Below are 16,727 nucleotides of genomic sequence, written 5' to 3'. Positions count from 1 at the left end.
GTGCATATATAACAATTTATAGAGATAAGATATGCCAAAAGAAAAAAATGAGGTTACGTGTTCTGTCTCCTCTCAAACCGTATTTATGTTTTTTAGCTCTCGCCCTTCTCTGTTTATCACTTAGTCGTTTGTTGCTAATGACCTGGAAATATGAACGAATCGACAGTGCTGCCGATTGGATCACGTTGCTTGGTTTCGGCTTACGCATTGATATCGCTTCCATCTCATACATAATCGGCATACCTGCAGTCATCAGTTTACTTATTTCAGGCATTCCCTATATCAATCGTATTTGGGATTTCCTCACTCGAATCTGGCTAACATGCACCTTTGTTTTGCTGATTTTTATGGAAGCCTCTACACCTCCTTTTATTGAAGAATACAGCTTAAGACCAAATCGACTTTTTGTAGAATACTTACTCTATCCGAAAGAAGTATTTTCTATGCTTATCGAAGGCCATAAGCTCACTTTACTTTTGACATCAGTAATTTCCACTATCACTGTCATTGTGGCCTACCAGTTTTTCCGTAAACAAAGCATAACCAACACCCCACAACCTAAATGGTTCGAGCGTCCAATATTAGTCGTTATCATTTTCTGTCTTGCCTTTCTTGGCGCTCGGTCTAGCTTGCAACACAGACCAATCAATCCAAGCTATACGGCATTTACTAATGACCCTCTAGTAAACAGCTTAACGCTGAATTCGACTTATTCACTTATGTATGCGGTGAGTCAAATGGCCGATGAAGTAAGCTCATTTGAGCTCTATCCGAAGATGGATCAAGACAGAGTGACCGCCGAAATACATAAAGCAATGGGGATTGAGAAAAGCCAGTTTACCTCAGCAGAATTACCAACTTTGCACACACAACAAGCAACGCTACATTTTGATCGCCCGAAAAATCTTGTCATTATTCTTGAGGAAAGCTTAGGGGCACAATTTGTTGGCAGTTTAGGTGGACTTCCTTTAACGCCTGAGTACGATAAATTAGTACCTGAAGCATGGTCATTCAACAATTTATACGCCACAGGAACTCGCTCTGTACGCGGTATAGAAGCAGTGATCACAGGCTTTGTTCCTACTCCAGCACGTAGCACGGTCAAACTCCCCAATTCACAAACCAACTTTTTCACTATTGCCAAACTGCTCGGCAAGCAAGGTTATGACACAAACTTCATCTATGGTGGTGGGGCGCATTTTGACAACATGAAAACCTTTTTCTTGGGTAACGGCTTCAACTCCATCATCGAAGAAAAAGACTTTGTTAGCCCTGAATTTGTTGGTTCATGGGGTGTGAGCGATGAAGATCTTTTCACGAAGGCCAATCAAGACTTTGTTGAAAAATCCAAAATGGGGAAGCCTTTTTTAGCCTGGTTTTCAGCTCATCAAACCATGATCCGTACGAATTTCCTGACAACAAAATTGAGGCTCTACAACTCACCAAAAGCGACCCGAGAGAACGCGGTAAAATACGCCGATCACGCTATAGGCCACTTTTTTAGACTGGCGAAACAAGAAGGTTATTGGAAAGATACCGTATTTTTAGTGGTTGCAGACCATGATGCTCGCACAACTAGATCAGACTTAGTGCCTATTCCAAGCTTTCACATACCCGCTTTAATCCTAGGCGATGGGATAACACCTAAAAGTGATAGCCGATTGACCAGCCAAATAGACTTGGCACCCACACTTTTATCATTAATTGGTGTTGATTCCGAACACCCAATGATTGGGCAAGACTTAACAAAAGTCGGTGATGATTATATCGGGCGAGCGATAATGCAATTCAATGAAAACCAAGCGTTTTTAAAAGACGGTAAAGTCGTTATTTTACAGCCCAAAAAATCACCCGCTACCTTTACTTATGTAAACTCAACCCTTACCCCAAGCAACAGTATCAGCGAAGACTTAATCAACCAAGCTATCGCGCATCCATTACTGGGCACTTGGCTTTACAATGAGAAAAAATACGACATGCGCAGGAATCATTAAACCGCTTTAGATTTCTGCAACCCTTTTTGATAGGTCAGAACTTGTCCTTTAAAAGGCGTTGACAAATAACCCGTTGTAATCGGCTTTCGCTGATGATGGGAATAGCCCATGGCAACCATTTTCTTACTGAACGGTGCATGATGACCACGACCTGGGTCCACCAGCAATACAGAACAACTGTCTGCGGCGTGCTTTTCAATAAAAGCCGCCAAAAGATCGACGTGAAAACGCTCATACAATATGTCGCTGCCGATAATACAGTCGTATTTTCCTAGATAAATACTCGTGTCTTGCCAACTCGCCCTAATGAAAGGAATCACTCTATCGCCATTTAACAAAGCGTTCGTATTAAGAAAGCCACCTGCTTCTGGGTGATAGTCCGTGGCGGTAATGTTAGCCAAACGATGGTTTAACACCAAGCTTGCCAGACCAATACCGCAGCCCACTTCCAATATTTTTAACCCTTCCACCTGATATTCAAACATAAGGTGCGCCAAGACCTCACCAGAAGGCCAAATCACACCAAATAAAGGCCACACAGCGGATGAAATACCCAAATTCAAGGCGACATCGTCATCATCTGAAAATTCTTGATTATCACGCAACGTGCGTACATGAATATCGGTCTTATCAAATTCAAACGTTTGATAACGGACACGAAAGTGAGACATAAACGTCCTAGCAGTGCTCGAAAATAGCAAACGCTATTAAGCTGAGGCATCATACTAGCTTGCTGATGCATGATTGCCTACGCTTAGTTTGATTAACCGCTTACATCCCTTATTTGCCCGCATTAATCAACAGACCAATGCTCCAACAGAATGTTAATAAACAAATCTGCGGCAGGTGATACCGATGTTGAACTGCGTTTGACAAGGCCAATCGAGCGGTCGATTTTTTGCCCTTTAAGCGGCCTAGAAGTCAACACGGAGGCACTGCTCAGTGGCATGGCGAGCTTAGGAACAATCGATATCCCCAATCCCATTTCGACCAAACCGAGTGATGTCGAAAGGTGTTGCACTTCATAAAAACTGTTTAACTGCACTTGGTCCCTTGCTAAAGATTTATCTAACAAAATTCGGTTACCACTGGCACGCCCAACACTGATTAATTTGTAAGGTTCCATGTCTATCCAAGACACTTCTTCCAACTCGCATAATGGATGATCTTTGCGCAGACACACCACAAAGGGATCGTCCAAAAGTGGGGTAAAAGACACTTCTGGGTGTTGAGCAATAGCCATGTTGATACCAAAATCTGCATCTCCGCGAATAACAGACTCTAAACCATGATTCGCACTCTCATCTAAAATTTGAATACGAATACCGGGATAACGCTCATTAAAAACATTGATAACACTTGGCAAAAAGTAAAAGGCGGCGGTGGGAATACAGGCAATAGTAACCTTGCCTTTTTGCTGTGAAGCCATGTCTTTTATCCCCAAAACAGATAGCTCAAAATCTTCCACCATACGTCGAGCTTTTGGCAAAAACTCACGTCCTACGGAGGTTAGCCAAGTTTTCCGAGTGGTTCTTTCAAATAATTGAGCGCCAAGAATTGTCTCTAATTTTTGCATACGGCGGCTTAAAGCAGGCTGCGATAAAAAGGTCAATTCTGCCGCATCATGAAAGTTTCCCGTTTCTGCAATGCGTATAAAAATAACCAAATCTTTGAATTCTATTTGATGCATCATTCACCCCACTGATTCGTTTTACACATCAATTATGCACTATCTTTGCATTTGATGCACGAATACCGGTTGTGAGACTTTAACCGCATGCTCTTACAACAACAAAGGTTTAATAAGAATGTCACAAACCATATCTTGCATCATAATGCGTGGCGGCACTTCTAGAGGTCCATACTTGCAAATTTCTGACCTTCCTCAGGATCGTAGTGCCTGCGCAGACGTTTTGCTAAAAATCATGGGATCAGGCCATGAACTCCAACTCGATGGCATTGGTGGTGGCAATAGCCTCACCAGTAAAGTTGCGATGGTTGGCGCCTCTACCCACCCCGATGCAGATGTTGATTACCTATTTGCCCAAGTTGGCGTGCTAGACAAAACCGTTGATTTTTCACCCAATTGCGGAAACATGTTGGCAGGTGTTGCTCCCTACGCCATAGAAACTGGATTGTTTCCAGCAAGCCAAGGCACAACCACCGTCCGCATTCATAACCTTAATACGGGTAAAATTATCCATTCGACGGTACAAACCCCGCAAGGCAAAGTAGAATACACGGGCAACACTATTATCAGTGGCACCAATTCACCTGGCGCGCCAATTCAATTGACTTTTCTTAATGTAGAAGGCGCTAAAACCGGTAAATTATTACCGACTGGAAATGCCGTAGATGTTATTAACTCAACAGAGGTAACCTGCATTGATGCGGCAACACCCGTGGTTTTAATTAAGGCAAGCGACCTCGGAAAAACGGGAAATGAGACACCAAGCGAGCTAGATAACGATACTGAATTTATGAGCCGCTTAGAGTCCATCCGTTTAAAAGCGGGCGAACTCATGGGATTGGGCGACGTTGCAAACTCGGTTATTCCTAAGCCAATTTTGCTGTCTCCTGCGAACCATGGAGGCACTATTAATGCCCGCTATTTTGTTCCTCACAAGTGCCATAAATCATTGGCCGTAACAGGAAGTATTGCCATCGTGACCGCCTGCTGCCTTCCCGGCACCGTAGCGGCCAAACTCATCGGTAATAAAGACTCCGAATCTTATTTTACCCTTGAACATCCTTCAGGAAAAATTGAGCTTAATGCTCAACGCAAGGAAGACAATTTATCCGCATTGAATAGCGTATCGGTAATTCGTACTGCCAGAAAAATACTGTCAGGTACGGTTTATCTTAATTAACTATCAATACAACAATAATAAACGTATTGAATATTCATAAAAACAAGAAAGGAAAAAATCATGAAAAAACTTTCTAAGCTCTTAGGTGTTTCCATCCTATCTCTTGGCTGTTTGCTGTCTATCCCTGCAAAAGCGCAGGAAACAGAACTCCCTTCCACAATAAACTGGACGATTCCATTTGGCGTGGGCGGCGGTACGGATGTGTGGGCTCGCTTTGTTGCGCCGCATCTAACAAAAAATTTACCGGGTAACCCAACAGTTGTGATTAAAAACCAACCGGGTGGTGGCTCAATTACAGGGACCAACTTATTCTTCCAACGTGCAAAGAGCAATGGTGAAGATATCCTGGGAACATCAGCATCAACATTGTATCCATTCATGTTAGGCGATAAGCGTGTACGCTATAACTTCGATAAATGGATTCCTCTATTGGCTAGCCCTACCGGTGGCGTTGTTTATGTCCAACCAGATCTTGGCGTGTCTTCAGCTGACGATATTAAGAAATTAGATGGCGTAACGTTGCCATTTGGCTCTCAAAGCCCAACTGGCTTAGAGCTACCTGTCTTTCTGGCTTTCGAAATGCTAGGGCTTGATATCAAACCCGTTTTTGGTATGAAAAGTCGTGGGGAAGGTCGTCTTGCTTTCGAGCGTGGTGAGGCCAAAATTGATTTCCAAACCTCTTCTGCTTATTTAAGTTCTGCCCTTGATCTAGTTAACAATCAAAAAGCCGTACCTTTGTTTTCATTAGGCATTCTGAATAATCAAGGTAAGATCGTACGAGACCCAGCCTTCGCAGATCTTCCAACATTTGAGGAAGTCTATGCTAAAAAGTTTGGCAAGCAGCCTGAAGGGATTGAATATACCGCTTACAAAAAATTCTTAGCGGCAGGTTTTGCCTTCCAAAAAGTGATTTTCATCCCAGCGGATACGCCTAGTGATGTTATCAATACTTACCAAACATCCATTAGAACCATGCTAAAAGACCCAGCCTTCATCAAAGACTCTGAAATCCAAGTAGGGCCTTATGAAAACATTGTGGGTATTGACGCGGCCCAATACCTAAGCGAAGCCATTACTGTTTCTCCTGAGTTATACACTTGGATTTCCTCTTGGTTAAAATCAAAATTTGATTACACGCTGTAATTTTGTAGCAGGAGTTATTGTTAATGATTGAGTTCCTCAGCGCCTTGGATCAAATATTGTCGGTTACCCATCTTACTTACCTAATTGCTGGAGTATTAGTAGGATTAGTTGTCGGCATTATTCCCGGACTTGGTGGCATCGCCGGCATGTCTTTACTCTTACCTTTTTTGTATGGGATGGAACCTTCTGTTGGTCTTGGGATGCTGATGGGACTTGTTGCTGTCATTCCCACCGGAGATACATTTACCTCCGTGTTAATGGGAATTCCAGGTTCAAGTTCGTCACAAGCGACTGTCATGGATGGCTTTCCTCTAGCCAAAAAAGGACAAGCAGCACGTGCACTTTCCGCCGCCTTCCTATCTTCAATGATAGGAGGCGTAGTGGGTGCTATTGTATTAAGTGTGTTTATACTCGTCGCGCGCCCCGTTGTGTTGGCTTTTTCCTCCGCAGAGCTATTTATGCTTACGCTGTTAGGATTGAGTGTGGTGGCAGCGCTTTCAGGTGGCAATGTTTACAAAGGCTTGGCAGCTTGTGGCTTTGGTCTGTTAATCGGTGCCATTGGTGGAGCACCGGCAACAGGAGAGTTTCGTTTTACCCTAGATATTGACTATCTTTACGATGGTATTCCCTTAGTCGTTGTCGGTTTAGGTATTTTTGCTTTACCCGAGATAATCAGCTTACTAGTCAAAAATAGCGCTATCGCCTCTTCGCCAAATAAACTTGGTCACGGCTTAAGACAAGGTTTTAAAGATGTGTTTGCGAATCTTCCACTCGTTGGTAAGTCTTCCATTTTTGGTAGCTTGATTGGCGCGATTCCTGGACTGGGCGGTTCTGTCGTGGATTGGATGACCTATAGCTTTGCCATAAATTCTAGCAAAGACTCGTCTCAATTCGGAAAAGGTGATATTCGCGGTGTCATCGCTCCTGAGTCAGCAAACAATGCTTGTGCTTCTGGCAGCATGATCCCAACTATTCTATTTGGTGTACCGGGTTCTGGTGCAGCTGCTGTATTTCTTGGTGGCATGCTATTGCTGGGTATCCAGCCCGGTGTGTCAATGATATCAACTCACCTTGATTTGACATACACCATTATTTGGTCACTAGCTTTGGCCAACATTCTTGGTGCCCTATTCTGCATCTGCTTTACACGTCCAATATCACTACTAACTTATATCAAGTTTTCAATACTGACCCCCATTATTTTAACCTTGATACTCTTCGCCGCTTATCAAGCGACACGCAGTCTGGGTGACTTTATTTTCTTGGGTATTGTGGCTGCTCTCGGTGTCATGATGAAAGGGGCAAATTGGCCTAGACCCGCTTTTTTGATCGGCTTTGTCTTGTCTTCAGGGGCTGAAAACTACTTTTTCCAGAGCATCCAATTCTATGGCTACGAATGGTTCTTGCGTCCCGGTGTTATTACCATAGCCGCACTCATTATTGTCGGTTTTGTGCTACCTCCGATTCTGAAGAAAAGAAAACAAAAGATGAAGCCAGAGCAGCTCATACAAGAAAAAGAGCAAAACAGTATGGCCAACACTGTTTCTTGGACAGATTTAGGAATCATTACGGTGATGGGAGGCTGTGCAACCTATGCACTAGTGAATATTTGGGATGCCTCAACGCTAACAAAAGCGTTCCCCATTATAGCCATCACGATCGTCTTGTTTTCTATCACAATGGTTGTTAGCAAATACTTGAGAGAGAAACACACTAAGGTTTCATCAGATCTCACCATGAATATGGTATATATTGTAGGCTTTTTTGCGATTGCCTATGGTTATTATCTATTTGGCTTTATTTCAACTACCTTTGTGTTTTCACTCTTATTTTTGAAATTCCTAGCAAAAGCGTCATATGTTAAATCAACAGCCATTGCACTTGGTCTGGTCGTCTTCTTAGTGACGATGGGGAGAGTGATGAACGTAGACTTCCCTGAAGGCCTATTTGACCCGTATCTCTTAAGCACCATTAAAACCTTTATTTAGGCACTCCCGCCTTGAGTCCCGATGCATCGTTCTTTGCATCGGGCTTTTTTTTATGAAATATATAACTTCCTGACCTTTTACAAATAGATCTCATTTCTTTTTCATGCTAAATTTGCCCCACTTAGGTGCACTTTTTATGCGTAATGTTACAAATAGTAAGTGTAAGATTACGCATAATATCAGCGACTATCCCCACAAACGCAGCACCTTAGTAATCAATACAACAACTAAAAAAGCTCTCAGAGCTAATCTTATCGAGGACTATCTATGCAAGCATTCATTGATTTCTTGAACGGAGTCATTTGGAGCCCTGCCCTAATTTACCTATGCCTAGGGGCTGGCTTATTTTATTCAATACTGACGCGCTTTGCTCAAGTTCGTCATTTTAAAGAAATGTGTTCACTTTTATTCAATTCCAACGATTCAGACAAGGGCATCTCTTCTTTTCAAGCGCTTGCAGTATCGTTATCCGGACGTGTCGGTACTGGTAACATTGCAGGGGTTGCGGCCGCTATTGGTTTTGGTGGTCCTGGTGCTGTTTTCTGGATGTGGGTCGTTGCTTTCTTAGGCGCAAGCACGGCTTATGCGGAATCAACATTAGGTCAGCTTTATAAAGTCAGTGAAAACGGTCAATACCGTGGTGGTCCAGCATACTACTTTGAGCGTTGCCTAGGCTGGCGCTGGTTAGGCGTGCTTTTCGCGTTATCTTCTATTATTGCCTGCGGTATTTTCCTACCTGGCATTCAAGCCAACTCAGTCGGTAATGCAGTAACACAAATATTCGGTGAAGGCGTGATTGTTTCCAGCTCGTTTGGTGAAGTAGGTTCCACTAAATTAGTTGCCTTAGCCGTTATCTTGATTGTATTAGCCTTCATTATTTTTGGTGGCATCAAACGCATTGCTAACTTCACTCAAATCATTGTGCCATTCATGGCGCTTGGTTACATCGTAATGGCACTGATCGTTGTTTTCCTAAATCTAGACAAAGTACCAGGCATCTTTGGCTTGATTTTCTCTGACGCTTTCACTGCACAAGCAGGTTTTGGTGCGGCTATCGGTTGGGGGGTAAAACGTGGAGTTTACTCTAACGAAGCAGGTCAAGGTACCGGTCCTCACGCTGCCGCTGCTGCAGAAGTACAACACCCAGCACAACAAGGTCTTGTTCAAGCCTTCTCAGTCTACGTTGATACTCTGTTCATTTGTACCGCAACGGCTCTAATGATTTTGATCACGCAGCAATACAACGTGCAAGGAACATTACCTGATGGTCAATTCATTGTACAAAACGTTGACCCTTCAACTATTATAGCATCTCCTGCTTTCACTCAGATGGCACTAGCAAGCGTATTTGGTAGCTCAGGCCCTGTGTTTGTAGGTATCGCATTGTTCTTCTTCGCTTTTACGACGATTTTAGCGTATTACTATATTGCCGAGACAAACGTCGCATACTTACGTCGCGCATTGAATATCAACGTTTCATTGACTTTCGTAAAACTGCTTATCATGTTCATGGTAGCATACGGTACGGTTAATACTGCAGGTTACATCTGGAACCTAGGTGACGTTGGTGTAGGCCTAATGGCGTGGCTAAACATCATTGGTATCCTAACCATTTTCTTTATGGCAAAACCTACAATGAAAGCCTTGCGTGATTATGAAGACCAAAAAGCAGCGGGTGTAACAGAGTATACTTTTAACCCGAAAGCACTGGGTATCAAAGGCGCTGAATTCTGGGAAAAACGTTACGACAAGCAACAAGCTGAAAAAGCGGCAAACAAATAACGCTCGTCCTATAACTCAGGGTACGATAAAAAGGGTCACACATAAGTGACCCTTTTTTGTGCTATTAAATCTATTTTACAGATAAACGCTTCTAAGGCTTAATATAAGCAAAACCATCCGCCTGCTTCTCGATCAACGACAAAACCCCAACAGGCACCACCGTTACATACTCAGGCAACAAATCATCAGTGATGCCGGCCCCATTCAGTGAATTCTGACACACAACAAACTCAACCCCATTAGCGACCAATTCTTGTATTAAGTCCGCATAATTTAATGAAGCACTATCACCAAAAACCAATACCGCTTTCGAGTTTGACACCACCGTAATATTCGATGAAACAGGATCTACTGCCTTCACAAGATTACGCACGTTCGCCAACAACAAAGACCATTTGTCCACTTCATCAATATGAAATACTACGTTTACTGATTGCATTAATCCTCCTTAATACTTTCCAAAATACACGGTCAATAAAGCCTTATCATAGAAAACAATGCCGCTACCAGAGCATAAGCCAACATAGGGATTATCGTGCGTTTAATAATAAAACCCTCTTTGTTATTCACACCTAGGATCGTCGATACCGCAATAATATTATTAATACATATCATGTTTCCCATAGCGGCACCGGCCGACTGCAACGCAAGCACTAACGTAATGGGCAGGCCCACTTCTTCTGCAATACCTAATTGAATACCACCAAAGGTTAAGTTGGATACCGTTGCCGATCCAGAAAAGAAAGAGCCTAACGCCCCAAGTAACGCCGCTGTGTAGCCCCAGCTATCGCCCAATAACCGAGCAAAAGCTTGGGCTAATAACAACATTGGCGCCTGACTGCCACCCTGCATCATCACATTCACCATGACCAAAGCGCCCATTAGAGACAGCGTAGGCAAGAACAAACGCTGCCCTGTGTCTCGTACGGATGTTAAAACAAGCGCCCGTGACATACCAAACAAAGGAATACACACCAACACCACAAGCAAGAATGGGATCAAGGCAGGCACATAAAGACTTTTATACTGCCAACTCACCTCTGTGCCAAAAATATTATTGAAGCTCAATACTAACGCCTGACTTATTTCAAACTTTGTTGCACCAAATTGCCAAGCCCATAAAGGCGACATTGCATTCAGTAAGTCCTTTATTCCCCACTGTGGGACACGAGTAACAATTAAAATGGCAATCAACAGAGCAAATGGTACAAATACTTTAACAATCTTTCGCGCCGCCAATTTAGTATCGTCTGGTTCTCTTTCTATCGCTAAAGACAAGCCGATACCGCTCTTTGCCAACCAAACGCTTAGCGCCAATCCTATCGCGCCACCAATAAGAGCGGGGAATTCATAATTCCATTGAGCAAAAAAAACATAAGGCACAACACATGAAAGCACGCTCAGTAAAATAAACCCTGCATTGCGTCTAATTTCTGACCATCCAAGAAGAAATCTCAAAGCAATAAAAGGGATAACCAAAGCCGCCGCACTATTCAGCAACGCTGTTTGCATCGCGATGTCCATCAGCTGCACATCAGACAAAGACAAACCAGATAAACCAAACCAAATAGGTGTGCCAACGGCTCCAAAAGACACTGGTACAGAATTCATTGCAAGCGTAAAAATGGCCACAGGAATCGCAGGAAACCCCAGACCAACTAAAATAGGGGCGGCAATCGCCGCCGGTGTACCAAAACCCGATGCTCCTTCAATCATAAAGGCAAACGCCCAACCAATGATCATCAATTGAGCGACTTTATTAGCACTGATACTTTTTAACCATTGACTCAATACTGCTTCCGCGCCAGAAAAATGCAACACCCGATTTAATAAAATAGCGCCAGCTACAATAGAAATAGGTGTCAATACAGACAATAAACCAGCCAAAACGGTTGCCGCCAATAAAACCACATCGGCCTGAAAAAATAGCCATTGAATCAATACAACCATTAGTGCGGTTGCTGGTAAAGCTACATGAGAAGGCACCGCATGACGTTTTGTCATTGCCCAAATCAATAACACAATCGGCAACCCCGATATAAAGATACCCATCTTCATGCAACCTATTAAAAATGTGTAATATCAATCAATACGCTTTACAAGACTGGAAAAATAGCGTCAAAAGCCCTATTGTTTAAGACTGGCATAATCTATTGCCACAGAAAATCAGCCACTCCAAAGTCAGTGCCTAATTTTCTTTTATATTACTGCATAAAGAAAAGAGAACAGGTGACATGAAGCAAAAAGACTTTCGAAAACTTGGCTGCACAGAATGTTCTACAGCTTGCGACTTAGGTTTCGACTTCACTATGGCATTTCAGCCAATTATCAATAGCCAAACCAAAACGGTTTTTGCACAAGAGGCACTTGTTCGTGGTTTAAATCAAGAAGGCGCATTCCACGTTTTCAAAAACGTTAACGACACTAACCGTTATCGATTTGACCAAAGCTGTCGTGTGAAAGCCATCAAACTAGCGGCAGAATTAGGCGTGCATGAAAAGAGCTTTTTAAGCATTAACTTTTTACCGAACGCCGTTTACAAGCCTGAACTATGTATAAGAACGACACTAAACGCTGCTGAAGAGTACAAATTCCCTAAAGAAAAGATTATTTTCGAATTTACCGAAAATGAAAAAATAACCGATAGCACGCACTTAGAATCTATTATTCAACATTACCAACAACAGGGCTTTTTGACCGCGACCGATGATTTTGGCTCAGGATTCAACGGATTAAACCAGCTAGCTGATCTAAAAACTGACATCACAAAAATCGACATGGCACTGATCAAAAATATAGACCAAGACAAGAAACGCCAGATCATTGTGCGTAACTTGGTGAATTTATTTCAGGATCTCGACATGATGATTGTCGCCGAAGGTGTCGAAACAAAGGCGGAATATCACACACTCAGAGACATGGGCATCCACCATTTCCAAGGCTATTACTTCGCTAAACCCAGTTTCGAATCCCTCGCGGAAATCAATTGGGATTAAGCCAACTCTTTATTGAAAAACCACTTCGAATCGTTCTAACACCAACAGCATATCCTCTGTTGGTTCAATACCTAAAGCTTTGCACTCCACGGAAAAAAACGCCCAGTGCGCTTCTCACCGAAAACACTTCCTCTAGAGAAATACCTTCAAATCAATAACATTTTACATACTGTCGCCAATTATGCTGCTCTTTGAAACCAAGCACTTCACGAATTTTACGGTTTGAAAACAATGCCTCATGCTCCCCCATTTCTCGGGTCATAGGCACACCCGGAAAAAGCGCTCCGCTAATTCTTGGGTAGGAATAATCGCGCCATTATGATCGTTTCCGGCGTTAAAAATCTGAAAACCCAAGCCGTCTTTTTGCAAACATAAATCGACAATTTGACCCAGATCTCGAGCATCAATATAACAAAATGCATTGCGACGACGTACTTCAGGGTGTTCAAAATAATTCGGAAACAGCTCAGCGTATTCATGAGGTTCAATCACATTGCCGATACGAAGCGCATAAATATCAATGCCTGATCGACGTTGAAAACTTCGTGCTGTTTTCTCGTTTACGACTTTAGACAGGCCATAGCTGTCCATTGGATCAACATCGTAATCTTCTTCTAATGGCAAAGAATGTGGATCGGTTTGGCCATCAGAAAAACAAATACCGTAAGTGGTTTCTGATGATGCAATCACCACTTTTTTAATACCCAGCTTGACCGCGGCTTCAATCACATTGTAAGTCCCGATGGTATTGACTCGAAACGTTTCATTATCAGGGTTGATTAAGATTCTTGGCACGGCGGCAAAATGCACTACCGCATCAAACACTGGCACTCCGGTCCCTGGCTCTAACTCATCAAATCCTGCATAGGCTGTCATCGCGTTGAACATTTGGCCGGAGTCCGTAATATCAGCCACTAAGTTGTCCACTCCTGGATAATCCAAAGGCACTAAATCAACATTCAACACTCGATGTCCTTGCGCAAGCAAATAAGCAACAACATGCTTACCCGCTTTACCTGAACCACCAGTGAACAATATGCGTTTTGATGTCATATACCTACCTCAATCAATTGGGATATTTGTGGAAAGACGCCACTTCCTTTTGGGTTAAATAACGCCACTGCTCACTCTCTACATCAAGGCAAACATCACCTATTTGCTCTCTATGCAGCCACGCCACTCGATTCTGTACAGCCGCAAACATACGCTTTACCTGATGAAATTTGCCTTCTGTAATGGTCAGTCGCACTTCGTTTGGCGCAATCACCTCTAACATAGCAGGCAATGTTAACTGCGTCTCCCCTTGCAATTTGATGCCTTCTAAAAATCTCTCAGCCACCTCTTCCGCTTGCTCATGGCTTAACGCTTTAGATAAACCAACACGGTAGACCTTTCGGCAGCCATTGCAGGGGCGCGTAATATCAAAAGACCAGCGACCATCGTCCGTAATCAACACCAAGCCTGTTGTGTCCGCATCTAGACGCCCTGCAATGTGTAATTCAGAAACTCGCTCCACCTGTAGATAATTAAACAACGATGGATAAGCTTCATCAATATTAGAGCAAACCGTGTTAATCGGTTTATGCAGAAGAATATAGCGAAAATCGCGAGCCTTCAGCCTGTCGCCATTCAACAACACGGTATTGTTTTCATGCACTTGAACCGACTCATTCGTCACCACCTCACCGTTAACGCTCACTTTCCCAGCATGAATGTATTGGGTGGCAGCGTCCTTGCGTAGCTCGGTACTTTTACAAATAAACTTATCAAGGCGCATACTAAAATTCTTATTTCTTAACCATCAAATCTTCAAGCTTCAACCCTGTGGCTTTATGGATACTGCGCCACAGGTAATAAAATATCGCCATCATCATCACCATAGAAGGAATCGCAATCATAGGATAACTGTATAATGTCATTTGCCCCAGCTCCTCATTGAACGCTTCGGTTCCCGCTGGGCTGGTAACAATCCACTTAGCAAGCACATAATTCATAATCGCAGAGAAAGCAAAAGACCCTGCCACAAAATAAGTGGCCTTCATCAACTTTCTCTCAAAGACCTGAACACTGTTATTTTCTTCTAACTTATTTTGGATCGCCTCTACATCCATTATGGCGGCGTTAAATAACAAAGCTCGCACCAAAGGATAAGGTGTAAAAGTCGACACTAATACCGCAATACCAATAATGGCAGGAATAGACGCTTCTTTAATCGCCAGCCACTTATTATCCAGTTCAAACAAGCCGATACTGCCGGTCAACAACACACTAACCAACCCTAACAAAGCAATAAAATTGAATTTCCTGTATTTGACCAGCTCAAACACCCCCCAACCAAGTGGAAAAGCAAGAGCAAGCATAAGACCACCACTCACCCCCAACTTATCTTCACCGCTTAACTTCATCAAAATAAAAGACGGCAAAATAACACTAACAATAAGGTCCACCATAGGACGCGGTTTATGCTCAGGAGAACGGTTCATAGATTTACGATTCCAAGTTAAATATAAAGACGAATGATCAGGCCATTATACAGAAAAAAACCTGATCGATGCTCAGACCTCAAAGATAAACCTTTTGTTCAGTGATTATTCGCCTATTCAAACAACGCCGCGGCGTTTTTTACGCTATACTGCAGCACATTTGTCTTTTGACAAACCCAACCCCTTACGACAATCTGTCCGAGCGCCTATGCCATTTGCAAAACTGGGATTATCCGTCCCCCTAGTACAAGCCACTAAAGAAATGGGGTATACCACCCCAACACCGATCCAAAAACAAGCCATTCCCGTCATTCTTTCTGGGAAGGATCTCATTGCCACCGCGCAAACTGGCACAGGTAAAACGGCCGCTTTTGTATTGCCCATATTAGAACGGTTAGGCAACCTCAAACAAAACCATGAAAAACCTACCTTACGTGGTAAACGTGTTCGCGTTCTAATTCTGGTTCCAACGCGCGAATTAGCCATACAGGTGGCATCTAGCGTCAAGGACTACAGTAAGCATCTCAAGGTTAGCTCCATGGTGGCTTATGGCGGCGTAGATACTGAACCGCAAAAGCAGCGCTTAATTGAAGGCATCGATATTTTAGTGGCAACACCAGGTAGGCTTTTGGATCTAGCTCACCAACGTGCGGTCCATTTTGACGAGCTGGAAGTGCTGGTTCTAGACGAAGCAGACAGAATGGTCGACATGGGTTTTGTAGGTGACATAAATAAAATCATCGAGCGACTACCTGAAAATCGTCAAAACTTGTTGTTTTCAGCGACAATGACCGACGATGTGCGCGCCCTAGCTTACGATTTCTCCGATAGCAAAATGACCGATCTCGCCGCAGAAATAGCCATTTCTCCGAATATCCGAGCAGCAGCCAATATCAAACAATGGCTCATCACAGTCGATAAAGACACAAAATCAGCCCTACTAAGCCATTTAATCAAGGAACACGACTGGGACCAAGCGCTGATCTTTATTGAGAAAAAACACGGTGCAGCCAAACTTGTCGATCAACTCGCAAAGCGTGGCATTAAAGCCGATTCCATACATGGCGACAGAAGCCAAGCCATGCGCGAAAAGATTTTAGCGCAATTCAAATCCGGTGAACTTAAATACTTAGTCGCCACAGGTGTGGCTGCTCGAGGACTCGACATTGGCGAACTAAGCCGCGTCGTGAATTACGATTTGCCTTTTAAACCAGAAGAATACATTCATCGCATAGGCCGAACAGGGCGAGCCGAGTCCAAAGGGGAAGCCATCTCTTTTGTCGCCATGGGGGATTTCAAAAACCTCTGTGCAATTGAAAGTAGATTGAAACATGTCATTGACCGCAAAGAGATTGCGGGCTTCCCAGTGAGAAAAACTGTACCTGTCTCAATCTTAAATTATGTGCGTAAACACAACCGCTAACACAAAATCAATATCTTTTAGATACAAAAGTTTACAAAGATAGATAAA

Annotated in this window: 14 protein-coding genes; 7 read left to right on the top strand and 7 right to left on the bottom strand. The window is 43.2% G+C overall.

Features of this window, described 5'->3' with window-relative positions:
- Nucleotides 1–137: 137 nt before the first annotated feature.
- Nucleotides 138–1,994, top strand: a complete 1,857-nt coding sequence (locus AC0L6V_RS03830; protein WP_418138775.1) for an LTA synthase family protein — start codon at nucleotides 138–140, stop codon at nucleotides 1,992–1,994.
- Here the strand turns inward: AC0L6V_RS03830 and AC0L6V_RS03825 are convergent.
- The gene (locus tag AC0L6V_RS03825) at nucleotides 1,991–2,665 is read right to left on the bottom strand and encodes a class I SAM-dependent methyltransferase (protein ID WP_265217529.1); all 675 of its coding nucleotides are present in this window, start codon (nucleotides 2,663–2,665) and stop codon (nucleotides 1,991–1,993) included. The two genes, AC0L6V_RS03830 and AC0L6V_RS03825, sit on opposite strands and share 4 nt — an antisense overlap.
- 122 nt (nucleotides 2,666–2,787) lie before the next feature.
- Nucleotides 2,788–3,684 carry a LysR family transcriptional regulator gene (locus AC0L6V_RS03820; protein WP_111606069.1) on the bottom strand — a complete coding sequence of 299 codons (897 nt, stop codon included), beginning with the start codon at nucleotides 3,682–3,684 and terminating at the stop codon, nucleotides 2,788–2,790.
- Nucleotides 3,685–3,802: 118 nt separating this feature from the next.
- Here AC0L6V_RS03820 and AC0L6V_RS03815 point away from each other — a divergent pair, with 118 nt between their 5' ends.
- The 4 genes from AC0L6V_RS03815 (at nucleotide 3,803) to AC0L6V_RS03800 (ending at nucleotide 9,777) form a co-directional block, all read left to right on the top strand.
- Nucleotides 3,803–4,864, top strand: a complete 1,062-nt coding sequence (locus AC0L6V_RS03815) for a 4-oxalomesaconate tautomerase (protein ID WP_265217528.1) — start codon at nucleotides 3,803–3,805, stop codon at nucleotides 4,862–4,864.
- 60 nt (nucleotides 4,865–4,924) lie between these two features.
- Nucleotides 4,925–6,007 carry a Bug family tripartite tricarboxylate transporter substrate binding protein gene (locus AC0L6V_RS03810; protein WP_409419391.1) on the top strand — a complete coding sequence of 361 codons (1,083 nt, stop codon included), beginning with the start codon at nucleotides 4,925–4,927 and terminating at the stop codon, nucleotides 6,005–6,007.
- Between the two features lie 23 nt (nucleotides 6,008–6,030).
- Nucleotides 6,031–7,995, top strand: coding sequence for a tripartite tricarboxylate transporter permease (locus AC0L6V_RS03805; RefSeq protein WP_265217524.1), 1,965 nt, complete (start codon nucleotides 6,031–6,033; stop codon nucleotides 7,993–7,995).
- Nucleotides 7,996–8,262: 267 nt separating this feature from the next.
- Nucleotides 8,263–9,777 (top strand): alanine/glycine:cation symporter family protein, encoded by a 1,515-nt coding sequence (locus AC0L6V_RS03800; protein ID WP_409419390.1) that lies wholly within the window; start codon nucleotides 8,263–8,265, stop codon nucleotides 9,775–9,777.
- Nucleotides 9,778–9,868: 91 nt separating this feature from the next.
- On the opposite strand, the gene AC0L6V_RS03795 is transcribed toward AC0L6V_RS03800, so the two are convergent.
- Nucleotides 9,869–10,216, bottom strand: coding sequence for a DsrE family protein (locus AC0L6V_RS03795; protein WP_265217523.1), 348 nt, complete (start codon nucleotides 10,214–10,216; stop codon nucleotides 9,869–9,871).
- 32 nt (nucleotides 10,217–10,248) lie between these two features.
- Nucleotides 10,249–11,829, bottom strand: a complete 1,581-nt coding sequence (locus AC0L6V_RS03790; protein WP_265217522.1) for an L-lactate permease — start codon at nucleotides 11,827–11,829, stop codon at nucleotides 10,249–10,251.
- Between the two features lie 182 nt (nucleotides 11,830–12,011).
- On the opposite strand from AC0L6V_RS03790, the gene AC0L6V_RS03785 reads away from it, so the two are divergent.
- Nucleotides 12,012–12,773 carry an EAL domain-containing protein gene (locus AC0L6V_RS03785; RefSeq protein ID WP_265217521.1) on the top strand — a complete coding sequence of 254 codons (762 nt, stop codon included), beginning with the start codon at nucleotides 12,012–12,014 and terminating at the stop codon, nucleotides 12,771–12,773.
- Nucleotides 12,774–13,031: 258 nt separating this feature from the next.
- Here AC0L6V_RS03785 and AC0L6V_RS03780 read toward each other — a convergent pair whose 3' ends face one another.
- The 3 genes from AC0L6V_RS03780 to AC0L6V_RS03770 are packed head-to-tail and all read right to left on the bottom strand — an operon-like array spanning nucleotide 13,032 to nucleotide 15,256.
- The gene (locus tag AC0L6V_RS03780; RefSeq protein ID WP_418138774.1) at nucleotides 13,032–13,826 is read right to left on the bottom strand and encodes an NAD-dependent epimerase/dehydratase family protein; all 795 of its coding nucleotides are present in this window, start codon (nucleotides 13,824–13,826) and stop codon (nucleotides 13,032–13,034) included.
- Between the two features lie 13 nt (nucleotides 13,827–13,839).
- On the bottom strand, nucleotides 13,840–14,550 hold the full coding sequence (locus AC0L6V_RS03775) for a pseudouridine synthase (protein WP_265217519.1): 711 nt from the start codon (nucleotides 14,548–14,550) through the stop codon (nucleotides 13,840–13,842).
- Between the two features lie 10 nt (nucleotides 14,551–14,560).
- On the bottom strand, nucleotides 14,561–15,256 hold the full coding sequence (locus AC0L6V_RS03770) for a VC0807 family protein (RefSeq protein ID WP_265217518.1): 696 nt from the start codon (nucleotides 15,254–15,256) through the stop codon (nucleotides 14,561–14,563).
- Nucleotides 15,257–15,464: 208 nt separating this feature from the next.
- Between AC0L6V_RS03770 and AC0L6V_RS03765 the strand changes: the two genes are divergently transcribed.
- Complete coding sequence (locus tag AC0L6V_RS03765; protein ID WP_265217775.1) at nucleotides 15,465–16,679, top strand: DEAD/DEAH box helicase; 1,215 nt, start codon at nucleotides 15,465–15,467, stop codon at nucleotides 16,677–16,679.
- Nucleotides 16,680–16,727: the final 48 nt, after the last annotated feature.

The sequence above is a fragment of the Marinomonas sp. G8-14 genome (assembly GCF_055808935.1).
This window is presented reverse-complemented; position numbering and strand designations above follow the sequence as displayed.